This is a genomic window from Ahniella affigens, assembly GCF_003015185.1.
Classification (GTDB): Bacteria; Pseudomonadota; Gammaproteobacteria; order Xanthomonadales; family Ahniellaceae; genus Ahniella; species Ahniella affigens.
The window spans coordinates 226,922-250,536 of sequence record NZ_CP027860.1 but is presented as its reverse complement, the minus strand read 5'-3'; the positions used below and the strand labels follow the sequence as shown (position 1 = coordinate 250,536).

14 protein-coding genes are annotated in these 23,615 nt (G+C 61.2%); 8 read left to right on the top strand and 6 right to left on the bottom strand.

The features are described 5' to 3' along the window. Positions 1-92: 92 nt before the first annotated feature. Complete coding sequence (locus C7S18_RS00895; protein WP_206207953.1) at positions 93-1,283, bottom strand: cation:proton antiporter; 1,191 nt, start codon at positions 1,281-1,283, stop codon at positions 93-95. A gap of 287 nt (positions 1,284-1,570) precedes the next feature. On the opposite strand from C7S18_RS00895, the gene C7S18_RS00890 reads away from it, so the two are divergent. Continuing rightward, positions 1,571-2,407 (top strand): pirin family protein, encoded by an 837-nt coding sequence (locus C7S18_RS00890; protein WP_106893865.1) that lies wholly within the window; start codon positions 1,571-1,573, stop codon positions 2,405-2,407. 1 nt (position 2,408) lies between these two features. Continuing rightward, entirely contained in the window at positions 2,409-2,867 is a 459-nt protein-coding gene (gene trxC, locus C7S18_RS00885; protein WP_106889769.1) for a thioredoxin TrxC, read from the top strand. Between the two features lie 55 nt (positions 2,868-2,922). Here trxC and C7S18_RS00880 read toward each other — a convergent pair whose 3' ends face one another. Next, entirely contained in the window at positions 2,923-4,719 is a 1,797-nt protein-coding gene (locus C7S18_RS00880; protein WP_106889768.1) for a phosphoenolpyruvate carboxykinase (GTP), read from the bottom strand. Positions 4,720-4,961: 242 nt separating this feature from the next. On the opposite strand from C7S18_RS00880, the gene C7S18_RS00875 reads away from it, so the two are divergent. The 3 genes from C7S18_RS00875 (at position 4,962) to C7S18_RS00865 (ending at position 11,058) form a co-directional block, all read left to right on the top strand. Next, on the top strand, positions 4,962-7,100 hold the full coding sequence (locus tag C7S18_RS00875) for a TonB-dependent receptor family protein (protein ID WP_106889767.1): 2,139 nt from the start codon (positions 4,962-4,964) through the stop codon (positions 7,098-7,100). A gap of 138 nt (positions 7,101-7,238) precedes the next feature. Further along, positions 7,239-9,374 carry an acetyl-CoA hydrolase/transferase C-terminal domain-containing protein gene (locus tag C7S18_RS00870; RefSeq protein WP_106889766.1) on the top strand — a complete coding sequence of 712 codons (2,136 nt, stop codon included), beginning with the start codon at positions 7,239-7,241 and terminating at the stop codon, positions 9,372-9,374. Between the two features lie 139 nt (positions 9,375-9,513). Then, positions 9,514-11,058 (top strand): POT-type proton-dependent oligopeptide transporter, encoded by a 1,545-nt coding sequence (locus C7S18_RS00865; protein WP_206207952.1) that lies wholly within the window; start codon positions 9,514-9,516, stop codon positions 11,056-11,058. A 320-nt stretch (positions 11,059-11,378) separates the two neighbouring features. Here C7S18_RS00865 and acs read toward each other — a convergent pair whose 3' ends face one another. Both acs and C7S18_RS00855 read right to left on the bottom strand, forming a co-directional pair. Further along, entirely contained in the window at positions 11,379-13,322 is a 1,944-nt protein-coding gene (acs, locus tag C7S18_RS00860) for an acetate--CoA ligase (RefSeq protein WP_106893863.1), read from the bottom strand. A gap of 47 nt (positions 13,323-13,369) precedes the next feature. Further along, a complete protein-coding gene (locus tag C7S18_RS00855) occupies positions 13,370-14,263 on the bottom strand; it encodes an ROK family protein (protein ID WP_106889765.1) in 894 nt (297 codons plus the stop codon). 314 nt (positions 14,264-14,577) lie between these two features. On the opposite strand from C7S18_RS00855, the gene C7S18_RS00850 reads away from it, so the two are divergent. After that, positions 14,578-16,617 (top strand): Calx-beta domain-containing protein, encoded by a 2,040-nt coding sequence (locus C7S18_RS00850; protein ID WP_106889764.1) that lies wholly within the window; start codon positions 14,578-14,580, stop codon positions 16,615-16,617. 14 nt (positions 16,618-16,631) lie between these two features. On the opposite strand, the gene C7S18_RS00845 is transcribed toward C7S18_RS00850, so the two are convergent. Then, positions 16,632-19,310, bottom strand: coding sequence for a serine/threonine-protein kinase (locus C7S18_RS00845; protein ID WP_106889763.1), 2,679 nt, complete (start codon positions 19,308-19,310; stop codon positions 16,632-16,634). After that, positions 19,307-19,882: an ECF-type sigma factor gene (locus C7S18_RS00840; RefSeq protein ID WP_106889762.1), complete on the bottom strand. Its 576-nt coding sequence runs from the start codon at positions 19,880-19,882 to the stop codon at positions 19,307-19,309. Before C7S18_RS00840 ends, C7S18_RS00845 begins: the two co-directional genes overlap by 4 nt. A gap of 357 nt (positions 19,883-20,239) precedes the next feature. On the opposite strand from C7S18_RS00840, the gene C7S18_RS00835 reads away from it, so the two are divergent. Together C7S18_RS00835 and C7S18_RS00830 are read left to right on the top strand one after the other, a co-directional pair. Continuing rightward, positions 20,240-21,703, top strand: coding sequence for a right-handed parallel beta-helix repeat-containing protein (locus C7S18_RS00835; protein WP_170113037.1), 1,464 nt, complete (start codon positions 20,240-20,242; stop codon positions 21,701-21,703). Positions 21,704-21,711: 8 nt separating this feature from the next. Further along, the gene (locus C7S18_RS00830) at positions 21,712-23,166 is read left to right on the top strand and encodes a vWA domain-containing protein (RefSeq protein ID WP_170113036.1); all 1,455 of its coding nucleotides are present in this window, start codon (positions 21,712-21,714) and stop codon (positions 23,164-23,166) included. The last annotated feature ends 449 nt before the right edge of the window (positions 23,167-23,615 follow it).

Here is a 23,615-nt window from a genome sequence, read left to right as displayed (position 1 = left end):
GGTCTGGCCGGAACGCGTCCGTAGCCATTGGCGGCCAATGACTACACTGGCGCGCTGCGTGCGCCCGGGATGGGCGCTTTTCTGCCCGCCAATTAGAGTTTTACGCGCCGCATCATGGGCGTTACCGTCGGAACGGTCAGCATGGTGCTGGCCACCGCCATCAGCAGCAAAGCGGTGAACATCTCGGCCGTAATGATCTGCTTGTCGAGCAGCACGTTGACGAAAATGATCATGATCAAGGCCTTGGTCTGCAGCAGCCAGCCGATGATGCTCGCCTCGCCTTTGGCCCAGCCGAGAATCCGTCCGGCCAAGTGCACGCCGAGCAACTTGCCCGCAACCGAAGCCACGAGCAGCAATCCTGCTGCGAGAAATACCGCAGCGCCACCCATGGTCCAATTCGTCCGGAGGCCGGTACTGAGGAAGAACACCGGCATGATCACCAGCAGCACGTTATGGCGCAGACGATCGAGGCTGTCCTGATCGAACCACTTCGCATCAATGACCACGCCGGCGAGAAACGCGCCCACCATGAAATGCAGCCCCGACCAATCGGCACCGAGACCGCAGAGGGCCAGCCAGATCAGCCCCACGTAAAGACGATCGCGCTCCGGAATCGCGCGCATGATCCGCCGCAACACGAGCGCCGCGACGGCAAACGACAGCAGAAAAATGCCCTGTCGGGCGACCCGCGTCCAATCGAGCAGAATCAGCGCCAGCACACCCCAGATGAGCACGTCGTCGAGACTCGCATAGCGCAGCACGCGCTGGCCTAAAGGTTTTCGGAAAATATCGAGTTTTTCCATCAGCAGGATCAGAATCGGCAATGCCGTGACAGCGCACGCCATGCCAATACCCGCGACAAACTGCCAGCTCTGCCCGGCCGGGCCGATCCAACCTGGAGTCAGCAGCAACGGCCAAGCGGCCAGGCTGCCCAGCAACAAGGGCGTCAGCAACGCGAAACCTGCCGTGATGCCCGTCTCCCGCCGGTTCTGCCACGCTTGACTGAGGTCCAACTCGATGCCAGACAAGAACACAAACAGCATCACGGCCCACCAGGCCACCCCATTCAAGGCCTGGATGACCTGCGGATTGAAGACCTGCTGATAGACCTCCGGAAACGCCGCACCGAGCATGCCCGGCCCAAGCAGAATCCCGGTGACAATCTGCACAACCACTAACGGCGCAAAGTACTCGGTACGACCGAGCCGCCAGATGAGATATGGCACCGTCATGATTACCACCATGGCAACCAGGTAGAGCTCAGCTGTCGACATCACCGGCATGTCACGTGTCCCTTTGCAAACAAATCATGCAAGTTCGCAAGCATAGCGTGGTGACTGGCTGGCAGAATTGAATTCGTCGGTTCTGCCCAGATTTGATTTCGTATGCATCAGTCTCCGGCAGGAGCGCACCCCGGACGCCGCTCGGGGTATGAACTCGCGCCAGCAGACGCATTCAACCCACACCGGGTCCGGGTACGTACGGCGCGCGATACGGCAACGGTTGGCCAAAACGACCAGCGCTGATCGAGCCCGACGAAGACGTGCCGGACCAAGAACAGGAGCCCCCCATGAACCGCAGTATCGAATCCCGCATTCAAGGTCGTCCCGCTGAAGACGGCGCTGGCGTCAAGCTGACGCGCCTGATTGACCCGCGCCATGCCGGCGCCAGTGACCCGTTCCTCATGCTGGACGAGTTCCGATCGGATACCGCATCGGACTACATTGCCGGGTTTCCGCCACATCCGCATCGCGGCTTCGAGACGGTCACGTACATGATGGCTGGGCGTATGCGCCATCGTGACAACAAGGGTAACGAGGGCAACCTTGGCCCGGGCGCCGTGCAGTGGATGACTGCCGCGCGCGGCATCGTGCACGAGGAAATGCCCCAGCAGGAGAACGGCCTGATGTGGGGGTACCAGCTCTGGCTGAACCTGCCTGCTGCCGAGAAGATGCTGCCGGCGACGTACCAGGACATTGACGCCACATCGATTCCCGAACTCGCGCATGGCGGCGCCCACGTGCGCGTCATTGCGGGCGAGCTCGCCGGCGTGCGCGGGCCGGTGCCAGACCGCACCACGGCGCCGCTGTATCTTGACATCGACCTGCCCGCAAACGCCGAAACGTCCCTTCCGGTGCCGAGCGGCCATCGCGTACTCATGGTCGGGGTCAGCGGTTCCGTGACCATCGTCGGCGACGCCAAGCCCGAAACCTTGAGTGCGCGCCAGGCAGCGTTGCTCGGCGCTGGTGAACACGTCAAAGTCCGGACCGACGAACACGCTGGCCGAGTCTTGCTGATCGCAGCCAAGCCCTTGCGTGAGCCGATCGCGCACTACGGCCCGTTTGTCATGAACACGCGTGAGGAAGTGATGCAGGCGGTCAACGACTTTCAAGCCGGGAGATTCTGAGATGGATGCCGACAACAATCTGGTCCTCACGTGTGCGCACTGCGGTGCGCCGAACCGTGCACCAGAATCGCGACTGGCCGAAAACCCCGTCTGCGGGCGCTGCCACCAAACGGTGTTGACGCCAACACCGTTGACACTGACCGACGAGAATATTCAAGCGGTGCTGGGTCGCAACGACCTGCCGGTGTTAGTCGATTGTTGGGCCGCCTGGTGCGCGCCCTGTCGAGCGTTCGCGCCTACGTTTGAGCGGGCGAGTCAGAACTTCATGACGCAGATTCGCTTTGCCAAGCTCGATACCGAAAACAACCGCCAAAGCGCCGGGATGCTCCGCATTCAGAGCATTCCGACGATCATTCTGTTTGCCAAGGGCCGCGAGATCGCCCGCCAATCGGGCGCGCTGAGCTATCAGCAACTGACGCAGTGGCTGGCCCACGCATTCGGACTGGACCGCGAAGTCTGATCACGTTGCGCGGCGCCGGCCGCAGCGCCTTGACCGCGCTGCGGCAACATTGCGCTCACGCGGTCGCGCGGAGCGGTTCCTGACCCAGCGCCTGGAGTTCGGCTTCGATCAGATTGGCCTCGTCGATCAGCGCCTGTGGGCAATGGCTGCCGTACTCGCCGAGATACGCCTTGATCGCTTCGAACTCGCGATGCCAGCCTTCCGGATCGACGTTGAACAGCACAGCCATGGCCTCGGCACTCAGATTCAAGCCACTGAGATTGATGTCGGACGCCGCCGGCAATTGACCGATCGGCGTGGCCGTAGCCGATGCCGTGCCTTTGCAGCGGCCAATGACCCACTCCAGCACGCGCAGGTTGTCACCGAAACCCGGCCACAGAAACTTGCCAGCCGCGCCTTTGCGGAACCAGTTGACATGGAAGATCTTGGGCAGCTTGCCGCCGGGCTTGTCGAAGCTCAGCCAATGGCTGAAATAGTCGCCGAAGTTGTAACCACAGAAAGGCTTCATCGCCATCGAGTCGCGCCGAACCACGCCGACCGCACCGGTCGCCGCAGCGGTTGTTTCTGAGGCCATGGCTGCGCCGACGAGCACGCCATGCTGCCAGTCGCGCGCTTCAAACACCAAGGGCACGAGCGACTCGCGGCGCCCGCCGAATACAATCGCCGAAATCGGCACGCCTTGAGCATGCTCGGCCACCGGCGAGAAGCTTGGGCATTGTTTGGCAGAAACGGTGAAGCGGGCGTTCGGATGCGCAGCCGGACCGTTTGCCGGGTCGTAGGCCCGCCCCTGCCAATCGGTCACTGGCTGGCCTTCATCAAGGCCTTCCCACCACGGTTTGTTGTCAGCCGTCAGACCCACATTCGTAAAGATCGCATCGCGGTTCAACATCGCGAGCGCGTTCGGATTGGTTTTCGGGCCGGTGCCCGGCGCCACGCCGAAATAGCCGGCTTCCGGATTGATGGCCCACAGCTGACCATCTTCGCTTTGCTGCATCCAGCAAATGTCGTCGCCAACCGTCCAGACCTTCCAACCTTGGTTGCGGTAGCCCTCAGGCGGAATCAGCATGGCCAGATTGGTTTTACCGCAGGCAGACGGGAACGCCGCTGCGATGTAATGCGTTTCGCCAGCTGGATTCTCGATGCCGACAATCAGCATGTGCTCGGCCAGCCAGCCTTCGCGTTTGGCCTGGTACGACCCAATGCGGAGCGCATGACACTTCTTGCCGAGCAACGCATTGCCGCCGTAGCCCGAGCCAATCGACTTGATCATCAGCTCTTCTGGGAAGTGCATGATGAAGCGGCGATTCGGATCGAGATCGCCCGTCGAATGCAGACCGCGGACAAACGTGCCTTCGCGCTCGATGCGCGCCAGCGCGGCGGCGCCCATACGGGTCATCAACCGCATGTTGGCGACGACGTACGGCGAGTCGGTGATTTCGACGCCACACCGGGCAATCGGCGAATCAATCGGACCCATGCAGTAAGGCACCACGTAAAGTGTGCGGCCTTTCATGCAGCCGGCAAACAGTGCATCGATCTTCGCGTGCGCCTCAGCTGGGGCCATCCAGTGGTTGTTCGGACCCGCATCGGCCTGCTCGCTCGGGCAGACAAACGTTAGATGCTCCACGCGCGCCACATCGGAAGGATGCGAGCGGTGCAGGTAGCAATTCGGGTGCGAGTCGGCGTTCAGCGGGATCAGATCGCCGCGTTCCACCATCAGGATTTTCAGAGCCTGGTCCTCGGCATCGCTGCCGTCGCACCAGTGGATTTGCTGCGGTTCGGTCAGTGCTGCAACTGACTCGACCCAAGCATTCAAAGAAGCCAGTTTGCTTCCTGCGGTCGTCAAGGCCATGGGGGATTCACCCGAGCCCTTGCGGGGGGGTGCGCTGAAAAGGGGATTGACAGGCTAGCAGTTCGGGACGATTGATGCATACGTAGTCATTGCCTGGTCAGCGAAGTGCCAGGATGTCCTGGGACATATCATCACGTTTCAATGACTTACCTGAGATTTTTCGCGTGGTTGACACTTAGTTCACCAGTTAATGCGATTGCTTCGTATTATACTTCCGAACAAATCAAATCAAGAAGCGCCTCATGCCCATGACCCAACACCCACTTCGCTTGGCCATTGTGGCGGCCTTGCTGAGTCAATGCCTCCAGGCCGCCGAAACCCGGAACACGCGTGGCGCGACCAAACTGGATACGACGGAAGTCTCCGCTGCAGCCCCGGCCGATCCGCGCTTTCCGGCGATTGCCAAAGAAATTGAGAACGGCTTGGTGCAGACGGGCAAGAAGTCGACCGAAGTTCGGCTCGACGAGCAGGCGCCCGTGGTCAACAACGCGCTGCGCGAAGCGCTGATCCGGCTGCCCGGTCTGCTTCTCAGCGAGCAACAGATCCCCGGGCATTTCAATCTGAATTACCGGGGACTGGGCGATCCGCATGAGTCGGAGTTCGTCAGCTTCTTCGAAAACGGCGTGCCCATTGCGAGTGACTGGTTTGGCTACCCGACCGTCTACTACCTCCCGGCGGTGGAGCGCATTGAGCGGATGACGTTCGTGCGTGGTGGCTCTGGATTGCTGTATGGCCCGCAGGTCGGTCCGAGCCTGAACTTCCAGATGCGTACCCCTGCGGTCGACCAGGATCTTGCGCTGCGGTCTCGCCATGTTGGCGGCGAGGATGGCCTCTATGCCACGTACAACCAGATCAGTGGCGGCACTGGCAGCCTGGGTTGGCTCGTAGCCGCGGACCACCGCCAGTACGATGGCGTGCGCGCCAACGAGGACAGCGATGTGGATGGCCTCAACGCCACCCTGAACTGGCAGCAGAGCGCGGTCGCCAGTTGGCGCCTTGATGTCGGCAGCTATCAGTCGGACAGTGGCGAAGCCGGCCGGATGCCGAATTCGTTCTACGACGAAAACCACAATGTGACGACCCAACCTTTCAACCGTCTGGAAATTGAGCGCCAGCAGATCAGCCTGTCGACTGAGCAGCAGTTTACCGACCGCGTCCGCTTCAATGGCAAGGTCTGGTATGCCGACCAGGATCGCTTCAGTCGCCGCACCCCGCAGCTATTGCCGGGTAATCTGACTCCAAACCTGACGGCCAGTTTCGATCGTCAGCAGTTTGCGAGCATCGGGCTTGATCTGCGGAGTACGCTGGACTGGGGCGACAACCACACTTTGACGTTCGGTGCCACCGGCTTCCATGACGATTCGCCTCGCGAGCAGCGCACGAACGTGACATTGAACGCCGAGCAGGGCAACGTGCTCCGGTTCGCGCAAGATCGGCAAACGCGCTATGCCGCGGTGTTCGCCGAAAACGTCTATCGCTTTGCGACGTGGAGCCTGATTCCAGCATTTCGACTGGAACGGCTGACCCTGGCGATCGACGAGACGGTGCGGGCGCCGGGTTTAAGGCGTACAGCGATCGATCAGGACTTCAGCCAGACGGTGCCGCTGTTTGGGCTCGGGCTGACCAAGGATTGGTACGAGCAAGGATTGCAGTTCTATGCGAACGCGTCCCAGGCGTATCGCCCCATGCGCTACGACGATGTGGGCAACCCAACTGCCGAACTCGCGCTGAGCAACGACCCGGATGTGGCCGCGGCGCTGAACCTTGAGGCAGGTCTGCGTGGCCAGCCGACACCCGGCTTGTTTTTTGATGTCTCGCTGTTCCAGATTGATTTTGAGGACAAGCTGGAGAGCCAACTGGTACCCGGCACCACCGACACGATTCGGGTCAACTCGGGCGACGCCCGCCACCGCGGCCTGGAGCTTGCAGCCGAATACGACTTCCTGCACGGCGATGCTGACAACAGCCTCACGTTGTTCGGCAGCATTGCACTGCTCGATGCTGAAATCACCGCAAGCCGAACGGCAGCGCTGGTCGGCAATACGCCGGCCTACGCTCCGGATTACGTCGCCAAGCTAGGGTTGCAGTACCACTGGCAGAACCGCGTCAAGCTCGGCCTGACGGGCAGCTTTGTAGATGAGCATTACTGGCAGGATTCGAATCGAAGTGCCGGGACCGGCGTCTTCACCATTGATGCGCTGATCCCGCGCTACCACGTGGTCGACCTGAGCGCCGAGTACCGAGTGCTGCCGAAGCTGTCGCTGCTCGCGGGCGTTAGCAACCTGCTTGATCGCGACTACTACTCGCGGGTCCGGAGTGATGGCGTCGAGCCGGCAGCGCCCCGACGCGGTTACGTCGGCCTGGAGTTCCGATTCGACTGACCGATTGCTGATATCGGGCTCGGCCCCACACCCGCAGTTGCGAATCAATCGCGCGGGTGTCGGCGTGGCGTTGACGACGCTACTTGCAGCCACTGGGACTCTGCTTCAGCATGCGCGTACTTGGTCTACCGGAACCGCATGATGAGCCGCATTGCCGACGTCGAAACTGATTTGGAGCGCGTGGTCGCGCGCATCTTTGAGCGCTGTGGCCCGCACTTGAACATTGCCTCGCCGCTCGGGCTCGGCAAGCCGAATTTGTTGCTGAACGCGCTCTATCGCGCGGTGGCTGATCACCCGGAACGGCGCTTGCACCTGTTTACGGCGCTGTCGCTCGCGCGCCCGGTGCCCAAACCGGGTTTGGAGCAACGCTTCCTTGGACCGTTTCTGGAACGGCAGTTCGGCGCCGACTACCCCGAACTCGACTATGTCGTGGCCCGGCGCAAGAACGCGCTGCCGGACAACATCGAAATCACCGAGTTCTACCTGCAGTCGGGCGCGTGGCTCCGAAACGAAGGTGCGCAGTGTGATTACGCGAGCATCAACTACACGCATGTCGCCCGTGATGTCGCGGCGCGGCAGCCAAATCTCCTCGTGCAATTGGTGGCGCGGCGCGGCGACAAACTGAGCCTGTCCTGCAACCCAGATACGGTGTTAGATCTCTTGGATCTGATGCAAGCGCAAGGTCAGCCACGACCCATGGTCGTGCTCGTGGTGCATCCAGATTTGCCGTATCTCGGCAACGATGCGGAGATCGATGCCAGCGTCGCTGATCTGGTGCTTGATACGCCGGGACCTGCGCACCGTCTGTTTGCGCTGCCCCGTGAACCCGTATTGCCGTCGGAACACGCGATTGGCCTGCATGCGTCGGCCTGGGTCAAGGACGGTGGCACGCTGCAAATTGGCATCGGTGCCCTGTCGGATGCGATTGTCAATGCGCTCTTGTGGCGCCATCAGGACCCAGCCGCCCACGCTGCGCAAATCAGCGCGTTGGCGCCCGCCTGTATGGGCCCGGAGCATGGCCGCTTCGAGCGCGGCCTGTACGGCGCGAGCGAGATGGTCATGGATGGGTTCATGCATCTGCGTCGTGGGGACATTCTGAAACGTCGCGTGTTTGATGACCTCGCGTTGCAGCGATTGCTCAATGACCACCACGTCAAAGAGACCGCCGATGCGAGCACGCTGGACCGCCTGCTCGAATCAGGATTCCTGACCATGCAAGTGGATCGCCCGAGCCTCGATCGGCTGCAGCACTTTGGCTGGATCGACGAAGGCGTGCGTTTGCATGAGGGTCGTCTGCATTGGCCGAATGGTTCTGAGAGCAGTGCTGACCTGCATGAGCAATCCGCGCGTGACACGCTGCGCGCGCATATGCTCGGGCGCCAGCTTCGCCATGGTCGTTATTTGCATGGCGGATTCTGGCTCGGCAGCAAGCCGCTGCAGGATTGGCTCGGGAGCCTCCAGGGTGAGGACTACAGCGGCCTCTGCATGACCCGCATCTCGCATATCAATCAATTGTATGGCGGGCGCGAGGCACTGGACATCGCGCAGCGCCACCATGCCCGGTTCTTCAATACCTGCATGATGCAAACGGTGTTTGGCGCCGCCGTGTCCGATGGGCTCGCCGATGGGCAGGTCGTCAGTGGCGTTGGCGGGCAATACAATTTCGTTGCGATGGCGCATGCGATTCCGAATGGTCGGTCGGTGCTGCTGCTGCGGTCCACGCGCGAGAGCGGCGGCCGGGTGATCTCGAACATTGTGTATCAATACGGGCATGCGACCATTCCGCGGCATCTGCGCGATATCGTGATCACTGAATACGGCGCCGCTGATCTACGTGGTCAAACCGATTCCGATTGCATCAAGCGCATGCTCGCGATTACCGATAGCCGCTTTCAGGAAGTGTTGCTGAGCGAAGCCCGCCAGAACGGTAAGGTTGAGCGTCGATTTGTAATTCCCGATGCCTGGAAACAAAACCGTCCGGAGCGCCTTCGCGACGCTCTGGCGCCAGCCCGGGCGGCGGGTCGCATCAATGCGTTTCCGTTTGGCAGCGACCTCTCCGACGACGAACTCAAGATCGCCAAAGTTTTGAAGTTCCTCAAAGCGGAGACGGGCACCAGCGCTGGCAAGCTGAAAACGCTGGCACGCGCCTATCTGAGCGGTGATCGCGCCGATCAAAAATATCTTGAACGCATGGGATTGGCCGATCCGGGTGACAATGAGGAGCGGATGTTTGCGCGGCTCCTGGGCTATGGGTTTGCGCGTCAGGAAGTGTGAGTGGCCGCGGTAAGCTTGCGTCCTCACAGCCTGCACACATCCATTTGCGTATGAATTGTGAAGGCGTCGGCATTGGCGCCTCACCTGCCCGCCGTGCCGGGGCCGTTCTGTTTCCAAGTATCGATCAACCAGGAACACCATGTCCGAAGCCAAAGCTGACCTCAGCCAGATGCCACGCCAGATCCCGTTCATCATTGCCAACGAGGCATGCGAACGATTCAGTTTCTATGGCATGCGCAACATCCTGACACCGTTCCTGGTGAGCTCACTGTTGTTGTATGCGCCCGAAGCGGAACGCGCGGGCATCGCCAAAGAGGTCTTCCATACCTTTGTCATCGGCGTGTACTTCTTCCCGATTCTGGGCGGCTACATTGCCGACCGGATTCTCGGCAAGTACCGCACGATCATGTACTTCTCGCTGTTGTACTGCATCGGCCAGGGCCTGCTCGCGCTGTTCGTCGACAATCGAATTGGTTTCTACACGGGCCTGTTTCTGATTGCACTCGGCTCTGGGGGTATCAAGCCCTTGGTCGCCTCGTTCATGGGCGATCAGTTCGATCAATCGAACAAGAACCTGGCCCGGATCGCGTTTGATGCGTTCTATTGGATCATCAATTTCGGGTCGTTGTTTGCGTCGTTGCTGATGCCCATCGCGCTAAAAAGCCATAGCCCGGAATTAGCGTTCGGCATTCCCGGCATTCTGATGTTCATTGCCACCGTATTCTTTTGGATGGGCCGGAAGCGTTACGTACACGTCGCACCGGCGCCCGCCGATCCGCATTCATTCCTGAATGTCGCGAGGACCGCCTTGTTCACACCCGGTGCAAGCAATCTGGGCACCTACATCGCGTATGTTGGCTTTGCGCTCGCGATTGCAGCACTCGCGCTGACACCGGTGTTGCACTTTGTACCAGCAGTTTGCCTCGCCATTGTTGCGGTCATTGCATTTGGCGGCTACGGCACCTCGCTGCAACTCGACCGCGCCCGCACCAAGCATCCGGATGAAGCGGTGGAAGGCGTGCGCGCCGTGCTTCGGCTGCTGATCGTGTTCGCACTGATCACGCCATTCTGGTCGCTGTTCGATCAAAAGGCGTCCACGTGGGTCTTGCAGGCCGATCTGATGGTCAAGCCAGAATGGTTCCAGTCGGCGCAGATGCAGGCGCTGAATCCGGCGCTCGTCATGATTCTGATTCCGCTGAACAACCTGCTGCTGTATCCACTGCTCCGCAAGTTTGGGTTTGAGCTCACCGCGATCCGCAAGATGGGCTTTGGCATTGCGTTCTCTGGTTTGGCCTGGATCGTCGCCGGCCTGATTCAACTCGAAATCGATGGCGGCACGCCGATGTCGGTGACCTGGCAGGTTCTGCCGTATGCGCTCCTGACATTCGCCGAAGTGCTCGTCTCGGCTACCGGACTGGAGTTTGCGTACAGCCAGGCGCCATCGAGCATGAAGGGCGTCATCATGGCGTTCTGGTACTTGTCGGTGACCATCGGGAACCTCTGGGTGCTGTTGGCAAACGCGAGCGTCAAGAATCCGACGGTGTTGGGTCATGTCAAAGACACCGGCTTGAGCGAAGCCGCGTTCCTGATGTTCTTCTTCGCTGGATTTGCGTTGGTTGCGGCGGCGATATTTGGCTTGTATGCGAAGCGCTACAAGTCGGTCGACAACTATCGCGCGGTTTGATGTTGTGGTGGGGTCTTTTGCATTCGAACCAGTCCCGTCGCGAGATTGATTCGGGCCTGAAGGTCCTCCCACAAAGAGCGACGGATTTTGCCGCAAACAGGGTTAGGAGCGATGTTTTTTGTAGGAGCGGCTTTAGCCGCGAATGGACCTTACCCCAAGATTGCTTCGGCCCTGAAGGTCCTCCCACAAAAGGCCACGGTTCTTGCTGCAAGCATGGTTTGGAGCGATGGTTCTTGTAGGAGCGGCTTCAGCCGCGAACGGTGATGCGGCAAGATTGGTTCGGGCCTGAAGGCCCTCCTACAGAAAAGTGACGCCAGAAACTAGCGCTTCCGCCCATCCACCAAGCTCTGCACTACCGCCGGATCGGCCAGCGTCGACACATCGCCCAGTGCGTCTAACTCATCGGCAGCGATCTTGCGCAAGATCCGGCGCATGATCTTGCCACTGCGGGTCTTGGGCAGACCCGGCGCCCACTGAATGACATCGGGCGCCGCAATCGCACCAATCACGCGGCGTACCGTCGCATTGATTTCCTGCTTCAGCGCGTCGTTTGCTTCCAGCCCCGCCTTCAGGGTGACGTAGGCATAGATGCCCTGCCCTTTGATGTCATGCGGGTAGCCGACCACAGCCGACTCCGCCACGGCCTGATGCTCGATGATCGCGCTCTCCACCTCAGCGGTGCCAATCCGATGCCCACTGACGTTGATGACGTCGTCGACGCGGCCAGTGATCCAGTAGTAGCCATCTTCATCTCGGCGCGCCCCATCGCCCGTGAAATAGCTGCCCGGATATGTCTTGAAGTAGGTTTCAATAAAGCGGGCATGATCGCCATAGACCGTGCGCATTTGCCCCGGCCACGAATCTTTCAGAATCAAGTTGCCGCTGGTTGCTCCTTCCAACTCGCGGCCTTCCGAGTCGACGAGCGCGGCGCGAATACCGGGCAATGGGCGCGTGGCCGAGCCTGGCTTGAGCTCAGTCGCGCCGGGCAGTGGCGAGATCAGAATGCCTCCGGTCTCGGTCTGCCACCACGTGTCGACCACGGGGCAGCGCTCGTCGCCTACAACACGGTGATACCAAAGCCAAGCCTCGGGATTGATCGGCTCGCCCACCGAACCAAGCAGCCGCAATGATTGCCGCGAGCACGATTTAACCGGCGCCTCGCCTTCGCGCATCAACGCCCGGATCGCCGTGGGGGCGGTATAGAAGATGGTCACCTGATGGCGATCAATCACCTGCCAGCATCGCGACGCGTCTGGATAAGTTGGCACCCCTTCGAACAGCACCGACGTGGCACCGTTCGCCAACGGCCCGTAGACGATGTAACTATGCCCGGTGACCCAGCCAACGTCAGCGGTACACCAGTAGATATCGTCTTCGCGCAAATCAAATACCGCTTCATGCGTGAACGCCGCGTACGTCAGATAACCACCCGTGGTGTGCAACACGCCCTTCGGCTTGCCCGTAGAACCAGACGTATAGAGGATAAACAGTGGGTCTTCGGCGTTCATGGGTTCGGCTGCCGCAACGGGCGCCTGCATGGCCAACAGCTCTCGCCAGTCGCGATCACGCGGGACTTGCATCGCCACCGGACTACCCGTGTGGCGAACCACCAGCACCGTCTCCACCGTCGAACACTCACGCGCCTTCAGCGCGATGTCGACATTGGCCTTCAATGGGACTTTCTTGCCACCACGCAGCCCTTCATCGGCGGTGATGATCAGTTTTGACTGGCAATCGTGAATGCGCCCAATCAAGGACTCTGGCGAGAACCCACCAAACACAACCGAATGTATCGCGCCGATACGCGCACACGCGAGCATTGCCACGACTGCTTCGGGAATCATCGGCAGGTAGATGGTGACGCGATCGCCTTTCTGCACACCCAGCGCGCGCAAGGCGTTGGCGGCCCGGCACACCTGCTCGTGCAGCGCTCGGTACGAGAGATGCTCGGCCGGCAGATTCGGATCGTCACGCTCCCAAATGAGCGCCGTCTTGTCACCGCGTGTCGACAGATGGCGGTCCAGGCAATTCACGGACGCATTCAACACGCCATCGGCATACCAGCGGATGTGGAAATCCTCCAGCTGATACGACACGTCCTTGATCTGCGTCGGAAACCGCCACCACTCCAGGCGCGTGGCGACACGCGTCCAAAACAGCTCCGGGTCCTGGTCTGCGAGCACATTGGCGGCTGCCAAGGCATCGGCATTCAGCCGTGCATCGGCAGCAAATCCGGCTGGCACCGGCAATCGTTGATCGGTCATGACAATCTCCTGGCTGACCGCAATGGTCAGCCAGGACGTATTCAATTTCAATGGGACGCACGCGAATCCAGGGCGCGACGCGCCAGCACATAGGCGCCCATCAATCCGGAGTCGCCCCCAAGCGCTGGCGCGCACAGCCGACCGTCGCCGACATGCGCGGGCAAATAGCCACCGAGCCAGTGCTGCTGACGGGCTTGCACACGCTCCAGCAGACCCGGGACGCCCAATACACCACCGCCGACAATGATGCGCTCCGGGGCAAACATCAGTGCCAGCTGCGCGCTCAACTGACCCAGGTAATCGGCGATGATGTCATGGCCAACGTGGTCGGCCGGCAACTGATCGAGAGATGTACCGAACCGCGCGGCGATTGCGACGCCACTGGCGAGTCCTTCGAAGCAATCCTGATGAAACGGGCAGACCCCCGCAAAGTCTTGATCGGCCGCATGGCGTCTGGGCCGAAGATGGCCGACCTCCGGATGCAGGCAGCCATGAACAGGCTCAGCGCGCACGAGCAAACCGCCGCCGATACCAGTACCCACTGTGAGATAAACCAAGTCCTGACACGCTCGACCAGCACCGAACTGCTGCTCGCCGAGCGCAGCGGCATTCACATCGGTATCGATGCCAACGGGCACCGCAAACGCAGTTCGGAACGGTGTGACGAGATCGACACCCGACCAACCAGCTTTGGGCGTTGCCAGCACGTGACCGAATTGCGGCGACCGCGGTCGCAGGTCGAGTGGACCGAAACAGCCGATGCCGATCGCGGCGGGTGGGCCAAATTGGGTCGCAAGTTCCTGGAAATGGCGGACACAGTCGCCCAGGGTGTCAGTCGGGCTCCTGGTATCCACGCGCAGACGCGAAGTCAGGACGCCATCGAAGCTCGCCGCGAGCGCGAACTTGGTACCACCACCTTCAATGCATGCAAACCATGTCATACGCACTGCAACCAAACTTGCGACCACGCCGGGAGAACAACATGCTCCCGGATCAGCGCGTCGGTGACAAGGTCACGCCGAGCGTCGAGCATAGGTAGCGCGGCGTCGACAAGGCCTACGACGGCATTGGACGCCATGAGCCTTGCGGACTACATGCGATGGCGAACCCGTCGGCATCAAGACCCGCCAGGTGCTAAAGCGTGCACCGCTGAGCGCTTTTCCCGAGCGTCTTCATCTATCTTGCACGGACCCGGCTTATCCTATGCAGCACATTGGCGAGGAACCGCACGGGCCGAAATAGCCGGGAGGAAATCATGCGTCATGCCACATACTTATTGCTGGTCTCAATACTTGTCGGGGCGTCAAACGCTCACGGCCAGGACATCACCGTCAGCCCGGCGCAATGGCGCGCAATGAAAGCCACGGACGTCGGCGAATCCCTCGCGATCGACGTCGCTGAATCAGACAAGTCCGCGGGACGATCCGTCTCATTGCAACGAATCGACGTGTATGCCCCGGGCGCCAGGATCGAATTGATGCGCCCAGATGGCCCGGAAATACTGCCGCGCTCGCCTTGGCTGCACTTCGTCGGCAGCGATTCCAAATCCGGCATGCGCCTGAGCCTCTCCGTAGCGCCCGATGGCGGGTCGTGGCAGGGTTACCAAGTGTCGGCGGACGGCGAGTTCGCCCTGGCGGGAAGCCGGCAAGCAAAGTCTGGCGCGGTCTTGATCGAGCGCGTACCGAAGGTAGGTAAAGACGGCACCACGCGGCATTGGTCCTGCGCCGATGGTCTGCTCGCCGACCCGGCGAAGCAACTGCCGCTCGATCCGAAGGAACTCCGGCAGATTGCAACGCCTGAAGGTGGCACGCATACGGCCACCATCGCCGTCGAGACTGACAACGAGTTTCTCGCCGCGAAATTCGGTGGCAATCAGACTGCGGCGACAACCTATCTCGCCGCGTTGTTTGCGGCAATGAACGTGATCTATCAGCGCGATCTGGACCTGACACTGCTGCAGGGCAACACCACCCTCTGGCCGGCGGGAACGCCCGACCCTTACGCGATCGACCCAGGTGGTTGCACGGCGACGCAGTCGCACCTGAACGAATTCGGGACATTCTGGCAGAACAATCGCGGCGGCGTGGCTCGGGCCTTCGCGATGATGTTGTCTGGAAAGAGTGATAACGCGAACTGCGCTGCGGGCATCGCCTGGCTCACTGGCGCGAGCAATATGTGCACGCAAACCAACGGCTTTGGCGGACACTACAGTTTCACGAACGTCTTTCTGTTCTCCCAACAAACCGCTGCATCGGACGTCGGCGTCGTCGCGCACGAACTGGGCCATAACTTCGGCGCCAATCACACGCATTGCACCGATCGCACCAGTGGTGCGGAACCGGTGAGCAGCAACACGATCGATGCGTGTTTCAATGGGGAATCCAGTTTTGGCTGCTATGGCGGCGCGACCAGTTGCCCGGCGGCCAGCACGGTGAACGGCGTTACCAACGTTCGCGGCACGTTGATGAGCTACTGTCACCTTCTGAACGGCTGCGCGGCATCGAATGTCTTCGCCGACATTCATCGCACCAACCTGACCATCGTCAAGAACAACAATGTCACGAGTGGTTGCTTCCCATTGGTCGGAGGTGGCGGCACGTTTAGTGTCAACGACGTCGCCCTCAGCGAGGGCAATGCCGGTACCACCAATCTTGGCTTTACCATCACTCGAAGTAACAGCAGCGGCACCGCCAGTGTCCAAGTTGATACGCAAAATGTGACCGCGACATCTGGCTCGGACTACACCGCGTTGACCGGCTCGGTGCAGAACTTTGCGAATGGCGAGGCCAGCAAGACCGTCAATGTGGTCATCCAGGGCGATACCGCCGTCGAGCCGAACGAGACGTTTAATCTAGTCCTGAGCAACCCGAGCAGCGGCTATACGCTGGCCGATGGCACGGGCGTCGGCACGATCCAGAACGATGATGTGGCGCCGACGCTGTCGGTCAATGATCCGAGCGTTCTGGAAGGCCAATCAGGAACTCGCAATTTGACGTTCACCATCACACTGAGTGCCACGAGCGCACAGGCGGTATCGGTGGCCTACGCGACCGCGAACGGGACTGCGACGACGGCCAACAACGACTATGTCGCAACGAGTGGCAGTGCGAACATCCCGATTGGCCAGCTCACCGCCACGGTCAACGTCACCATCAACGGCGACACGACCGGCGAGCCCGACGAAACCGTACTGCTGAATCTGACTAGCCCAGTCAATGCGACGATCAGCGATGCCCAGGGTAGCGGCACGATTCTGGACGACGACAACCGCATCTTCATTGACGGGTTTGAATGATCCGCGCAGCACTCCTATTCCGAAGCGCGCAAGGGTTGTGCCTCGATACGCGGCGCGCAAGCTTGCTCAATGTGCACCCACCGCGGATTGCCCTGTCCGGCCCGCGTCCGATACGCAGACGCCTTCGCGCCATCCCAGTTGCCGCGAAGACAATCCCGCCATAGGTCAAGCTCGACGCGATCCAAACCAGTCTCGGGCTGCATGGCGGCGATTGCGTCGGCAGCTGCGTTCAGTGCGGCTTCGGCGGACTCCGGTTTGCCCATCGCTCGTGCTGACGCGGCCCAATGGATCGCAGCGCGGACCGCTGAGGGGCGAATCGTCGCAGGTGCCGACAGCAACGTTGGAAACACAGCAGCGAGCGCAACACTCGCCTCCTGATGCCGCCCTGCGTTCTGCAACAGACTAGCCTCAGCCAACGCCAGTCGGGCGTGAAACGGGTGCTGCGGCGGCAGCGGCGCCAATTGTTGGCGCACATCCTGCAGCCAAACACTTGGGTCCTCTTGGTTCGCCAGCGCGATGTCAATGCGCGAGAGCAACACGCCCAGTCGGTCCAAACCCTGGCTCCCGCTGCGCGCCGACAAAATGGCCAGTGCTTCATCGGCTAATGCTGCTGCAGCGGCAATCTCGCCGGTTGCGAGCAAGGCTCTCGCCTTGCCATTGATCAGCGCTGCAAACGCGGCACTGCGATCACCACGTGCCCGCAGCCGCTGTTCAAGGTCCTGATATTGCGCCAGCGCCGTACGCTCGTCACCTTGCAGCAAGGCCAGATGCGCGAGATTGGTACGCGCGGTCAAGGCATTCCAGTTCAAACCAAGCCCGGCCGATTCCCAGATCGCGATTGCCCGCTCAAACTGCATGCGCGCGGGCGCAAATTGTCCGGCCTGCAACTCGGATGTCCCGAGATTCGCATGCGCAATACCGCGGGCCAGCATGGTGGCGTCGGCCGCGACATCCAGCGCCGCGACTGCCTGAGTCTGCGCCTCGAGCGCTGGCCCGGGCTCTCCCTGTAACCGACGCAGCGTGGCCTTGGCGATCGTATGTTCTGCCTGTAATGCGGGCGAGGTACCCGTTGGCAGGAGTTTGGCCCATTCCGCCAGCATGGCCGTCGCGGCGTCCAGCTGACCCAGGCGCAGTGCCGCGGTGACCTGAGTCAGAAACCGCTCCGACTGTTGCCGCGCCGTGAGGTGCTGCAGCAAGTCAGGCATCGCCTCGAAACGCGACAACACACTTAAACAAGCGGCGTGGTCTCCAGCCGCGAGATAGATCTCGCCAAGGCTCAGCAGCAATCTGGCTTGCATGGCGGGTTGCCCAGCAAACGACGCATCCAGTCTTGCCACGCTCTCGTCCAGCGCGGCGCGCGCGCCCATACCCTGCTCGGCCACGCCTTCGCGCAGTATCAAATTGAAGTGTTCGCGCAGCGCTTCCAGTCGGGCGACCTCCGCCAGGGCTTCGGCACGCTCGGCGGCAATCTGCTGGTTCTGTTTGATGTAGGTAGCAGTGCCGGCACTCGCGGCCACCAACAGCGCCAAGCTCAATGCGCTGACGAGTGGATACCGACGCACCGTGGCAAGAAGCGCATCCAGCGCACTGCGTCCGCGCACACTGACGGAACGACCGGCGACCAACGCACGCACATCGCTGGCGAACTCCGCAACAGTGGCGTATCGATTCGACGGTTCCTTAGCCAGCGCTTTGGCAACGATCGCGTCCAAATCGCGCAACTGCAAGCGACCGGGATGCGGCATGCGGGCGTCCCAAGTCAACGTCGGCACGGCACCATGACAAATGACCCGCACGGCCTCGGCCAGACTCACGCGTGCTTCCGGATAGGCCGTGCGCGCGGCCGCAAGTTCAAACAACAGCAACCCAAGCGCATGGATATCGGTCTGCACGCCCAACGCGTCGCCGCGGAGCTGTTCCGGGCTTGCATAGGCCGGCGTGAATGCCATGTTCGTGCGCGACGGCGTTTGGCTCACATCGGGCGTGTCGAGCAGCATCGCGATGCCAAAGTCGAGCAGCATGACCGTGCCGTCTTTGCCAACGCGCACATTCGCGGGCTTCAGATCTCGATGAACAACGAGTCGTTGGTGCGCAAACTGCACCGCGTCGGCAATCGCGAGAAACACCGAAAGCCGCGTGCGCCAGTCAGGCCCTTCGGCCACAAACTGGGCAAGGTCATAGCCCTCGATCCAAGGCATGACAAACCACGCCCCCACCCCGTCGCTGCGACCCGCATCAAGAACGCTCGCAATCCGGGGGTGCTCCAGTTTGGCGAGCAACCGCTGCTCACGCGCAAAGTGTTCGCCCAAGCGCAAGCTATCGGTACGGAGAACCTTGATTGCAACCTGCCGCTCAAACGCACCGTCGGCGCGCACGCCACGGTACACATCGGCACTGCCACCCGCAGCGGCAAACTCAATAATCTGCCATGGACCGATACGCGTTCCAGGCGGCAGCTGATTGGATTCGACATCGCGTTCGCCAAGTGTTGCGTCAGGCAAGGCGAGAAACGAACCAACGGCCGTGTGCAGCAATCGGGACAGAGGCGCCACAAGGGGCGACTGCTGCTCGCGCAGCGAATCCAACCAAGCTGATCTCGCTCCCGGGTCGAGATCCAGGGCACGCTCAAGCAGCGCATCCAGTTCGGCCAACTGCTCAGTATTGAGTGCTGGAAACAGCGCGGCGATGGTCATGGCGCAGCCCCGAGTGCCGCATGCAGCCAGATGCGCGCGCGCTCCCAATCCCGGCGAACTGTACGTTCGGCAATGGCGAGCGCAGCGGCGGTCTCCGGTTCGGAATAGCCCGCAAACCAGCGGCAGGTCACTACCGCTGCCAACCGGGGATTGACGCGACGCAACTGGTCCACGGCATCATGGACTTCGAGTAGCGTCGCATCGTCGCAATCGGCGTCAGCTTCAGCCAACATCGCATTGGCATGTCCACGAACATGCAATCGGTGCCTAGCCCGATCTACCAGAATCCGGCGCACTGCAAGCGCAGACAAGGCAAAGAAATGCTTACCTGCTGGCACCATTGCTCCGGCATGCAGCAGTTTCAGGTAGAGCTCGTTGACCAGGGCGGTGGTATTGAGTGACTGCGTCATGCCCATATTGCGCCTGCGTTCGGCCCGGGCCACTCGCTTCAACTCAGCGTAGTGTGCTTCGAATCGGGCGCTGAGCTCTGGCTCCAAGGCACGCTGCAAGGCCTCCACCGTCTCCGCGTGCTCGGGCGATTCAGGATCGATGGTCAAGAGCGAATCGGTCATCCGTTTGCGTTCTGAGGGCCAAGTTTCGAACTCTAGCAGGCCATGGCGCGCCGCCTTGTGAATGCAACCCGGGGGTCGGAGAAACAACGCCAAGTCCCGTTGCTAAGGCGGTCGGTCCGCGAGCCGATCAAGGAATCTTGAAGGAGCCTCTGAACAAGTTCAGAGGCGATGCGGGCCATGGATGGCCCGTCCAGAATCAAGCACGCTAGTGCTTGATTCTGGGGCACTGAGTCCGGACAGGTGCCGGACTCAGTGCGGGTCTGAAAGTCCAGGATGGACTTATTCAGACCCTTCCGAGACGGCTGGCCGGATTTGCCTTGCTCGATCGTATGTGCGGTATTCCATCGGAGACTGTGCATGCGCACCCAACGTCTTTTAGCTTGTTTGTTCCTGCTTTCCGGCCTCTCGGCCTGGAGGGCGGCCCCGGCCGCCGAGTTTGTCGTCACGTCGCGCCTGGATTCCGGAGCCGGGACGCTGCGCGAGGCGATGTTCGCCGCAAACAGCACGGCGAACCCACCGCACACGATTCGGTTCGAATCGCCCTACCCGATCGGCGGACGGATCGTGCTGGCCTCGACACTACCGAGTCTGGGCCAAGCGACGATTATCGATGGTGGCGACCGGTTTGCGCAGCTCAGCGGCAACGAACAGTTTCCGCTACTCCTCACGTCACAGCCCCTGACGATCCGGAATCTGCAACTCATGGATGGTTGGGCCCCAGCCGTCAACACCACAGCGGGCAATGGTGGTTGCATTCGATACAACGGGACGGGCAGCAATCTGTTAGTGGAAAACGCGCGGTTTGAGAACTGCGCGGCGCGCTCTTTGTTGATCGCGAGTGGCGGCGCGATTCAATGGCTCAGCGGTTCTGGCTCGGTCACGATCCGCAATTCCGTCTTTCAGTTGAACGCCGCCGTCTCGAATGATGCCGGCAGCGAGCAACCTCGGGGTGGTGCCATCGCGGCAAGCGGTAACATCCTGATCGAGGACAGTACGTTTGACAACAGCCAGGCGCTCGCGCAGGGCGGAACCCGCGGCGGCTTTGGGGGCGCGCTGTCACTTGGTGCGCCGGAGAGCGGTGCAGTGACCATTCGCGGCAACCGGTTTCGCTTCAACCTCGCCACGCCGGATGCGGCGAATCTGGGTTGGGGCGGTGCCGTGTATGTATCGGCGGATTCGAATGCAGAAGTGACGCTTGAGAACAACTGGTTCCGCGAGAATATGGCGCTACTGGGTAGTGCCGCCCATATTCGAATGGTGGGTACCGGCATCACGCTGGCACTCCGCAACAATAGCTTTCAGGGCAACGAAGCGGTCGAGGGCGGGCAGGTGTCCGTCATCGGCGGACAAGTCCGGTTCTGGCATAACAGTTTCGACGCGGGCCTCGCCACATCGGGTAGCCAGCTGCGCCTGGAGTCCTCGGATGTCCGGCAATTCAGCAACAATATTCTGGGCCGGAGCACGGGAACCAGCGCCTGCCAGACGATCGGCATCGACCGCACCAATCTGGTCGGCGCTGGCAACGTATTGGTAGCACCGTGTACAGGGCTGGAACTCGCCGATGATCAACTCCTCGGCTCGGATCCCTTGCCCATTCGCGACGAATCCCAGCGGATCGGCGTGCTGGTGTACGCCGATGATCTTCGCATTTTAGACCGCGGCAGTGATCTGCCTGAGCACTGCTTAGTCACCGATGCCCGGGGCACACCGCGATCGCTCGACGGCAACGCCGACGGTGCGACGCGATGCGACCCCGGCGCGCTGGAGCACGCCAGTCCGCGCGTGTTTCGCGATGGCTTTGAAACAATCTCGATCCCTTAAGGATGCTTATGCGCACACTCAGTGCTTTGTTTTTGGCCGGCATGGCGATGCCCGTCTGTTCCGAAGACCGACTCCTCGTTTTGGATGCTTCCGGCTCCATGTGGGGTCAGATCAATGGCCAAGCCAAGATCGAATTGGCGCGGACCGCGGTCGCCAACATGGTTCAGAGTTTTCCGAAGTCTGACCAGCTCGGGCTGATCGCCTACGGGCACCGACGCAAAGGCGATTGCGCCGATATCGAAACCCTGATTCCGGTCGGGCCAGTCGATGCCACGCATTTTCTGGGCGTCGTCAACGGGCTAAATCCGAGAGGCATGACGCCGATTGCCGAGTCGCTCAAGCAGGCCGCATTGGTGCTGCGTGCCAACGAACAAAAGGCGACGGTGATTCTGGTGAGTGATGGCGAGGAAACGTGCACAGCGGATCCATGTGCCGTGGCACGACAACTGGAACAGTCGGGAGTCGACTTCACGGCCCACATCATCGGATTCGATGTGCCGAATCCCGAACACCAGGCGCAACTGCGGTGCATGGCTGAGGCGACGGGCGGCCGCTATTTGAATGCCCGCGATGCGGGCGAGCTGAGCCGAAGCCTCGCGACTTTGAGTCAGAACACCGCACCACCGCCACCTGCCAACGCCACCATCGCGGGTGCGACCACAGCAGTCGCAGCAAGCGACTATGTCTTGCGCTTTGATGGCCCAGGCACGACTGAGGATTGGGTCGGCTTTGCACCAGCAGGCGCTGATCCGCTCGCCTATGTCGCCGAATCTGGCAGCTGGCAGCGCGTCTCGAGCAAGACCGGCGACGCGCGCCTGCGTGCACCGTCCGTGCCGGGCCGCTACGTCATCCGGTATGTCAGTCCGGAACGGCAGAAGGCAGTGCTGGCTGAGCAATTGGTCACCATCACCGAAGCCACCAGCGTAGTACGTGGCCCGAGCGACGCCATGGCCAGCGACACCATCACGGTCACGGCGGAGGGCCCGTTTGCCGATGATCATTGGATTGGTTTTGCGAAGAAGGGATCGGCGGCAAGTGCCTATGTCGGCAGCTCCTGGGTTCGCCCCGATGCCTCGGGTAAGACCACGGCCCGGATTGTGGCTCCGGATGAACCCGGCGACTATGAACTCCGATACGTGCTGAAGGAAGGCGAGGAAGTGATTGGTCGCCAGGATATTCGGGTCACGCCAGCACGTGGCCGCTTCTTGTCAGCACCGAGCAGCGCGCAGGCCGGCTCAGTCATTCGCATCGCCTTCGAAGGGCCACGCAATCCGAGTGGCGGCTCGTTCATCGCCATCGTGCCGCCCGGTGCTGGCGCTGACGCTTATCTTGCATACTGCTATCTACCGGAAACAGGCGACTGCGGGTTCCAGCTCCCGGATGCGACCGGACCGCATGAACTCATATACGTCGTCGCGGGCGACCGCGTTCTGACCCGCGCTGCGATTGAGTTGTCGCGGTGACGACATGACGGCTCGTGGGTTCTCTGGACTTGCGATCCGGGCATCTTGGTCCGTTGATCGCAAGAAACCTACTCCACAACCCTCCGCCGCGATCGCGGAGGAGGGAGCGCTCCCTCTCCCACGCGAGTGGGAGAGGGCTGGGGAGAGGGCTACTTGCCACACGGTGCCGTCGTGAGAATCACGCATCGTCGCTGGCAGTTTGATACGCGAATAAGCGCACCAAAGGGGCGGCTGGACTCTCATCAAACATCACACAAGGCATCGTTCTTATCGTCATTCCAGCAACACAGCCTGTGTGAAAACGGTTGAAATTTGCCGGCGCCACCTCATTGCCGTCATCCCGACGAAACAGGCTGTGTAAAAACACAGAGGGACCGGTTCGAGCAACCGAGCCGACCGCGTTCGCTGGCGATGATGAGCGCAAGCAATAGGTCAGCTTGCCGCAAGCT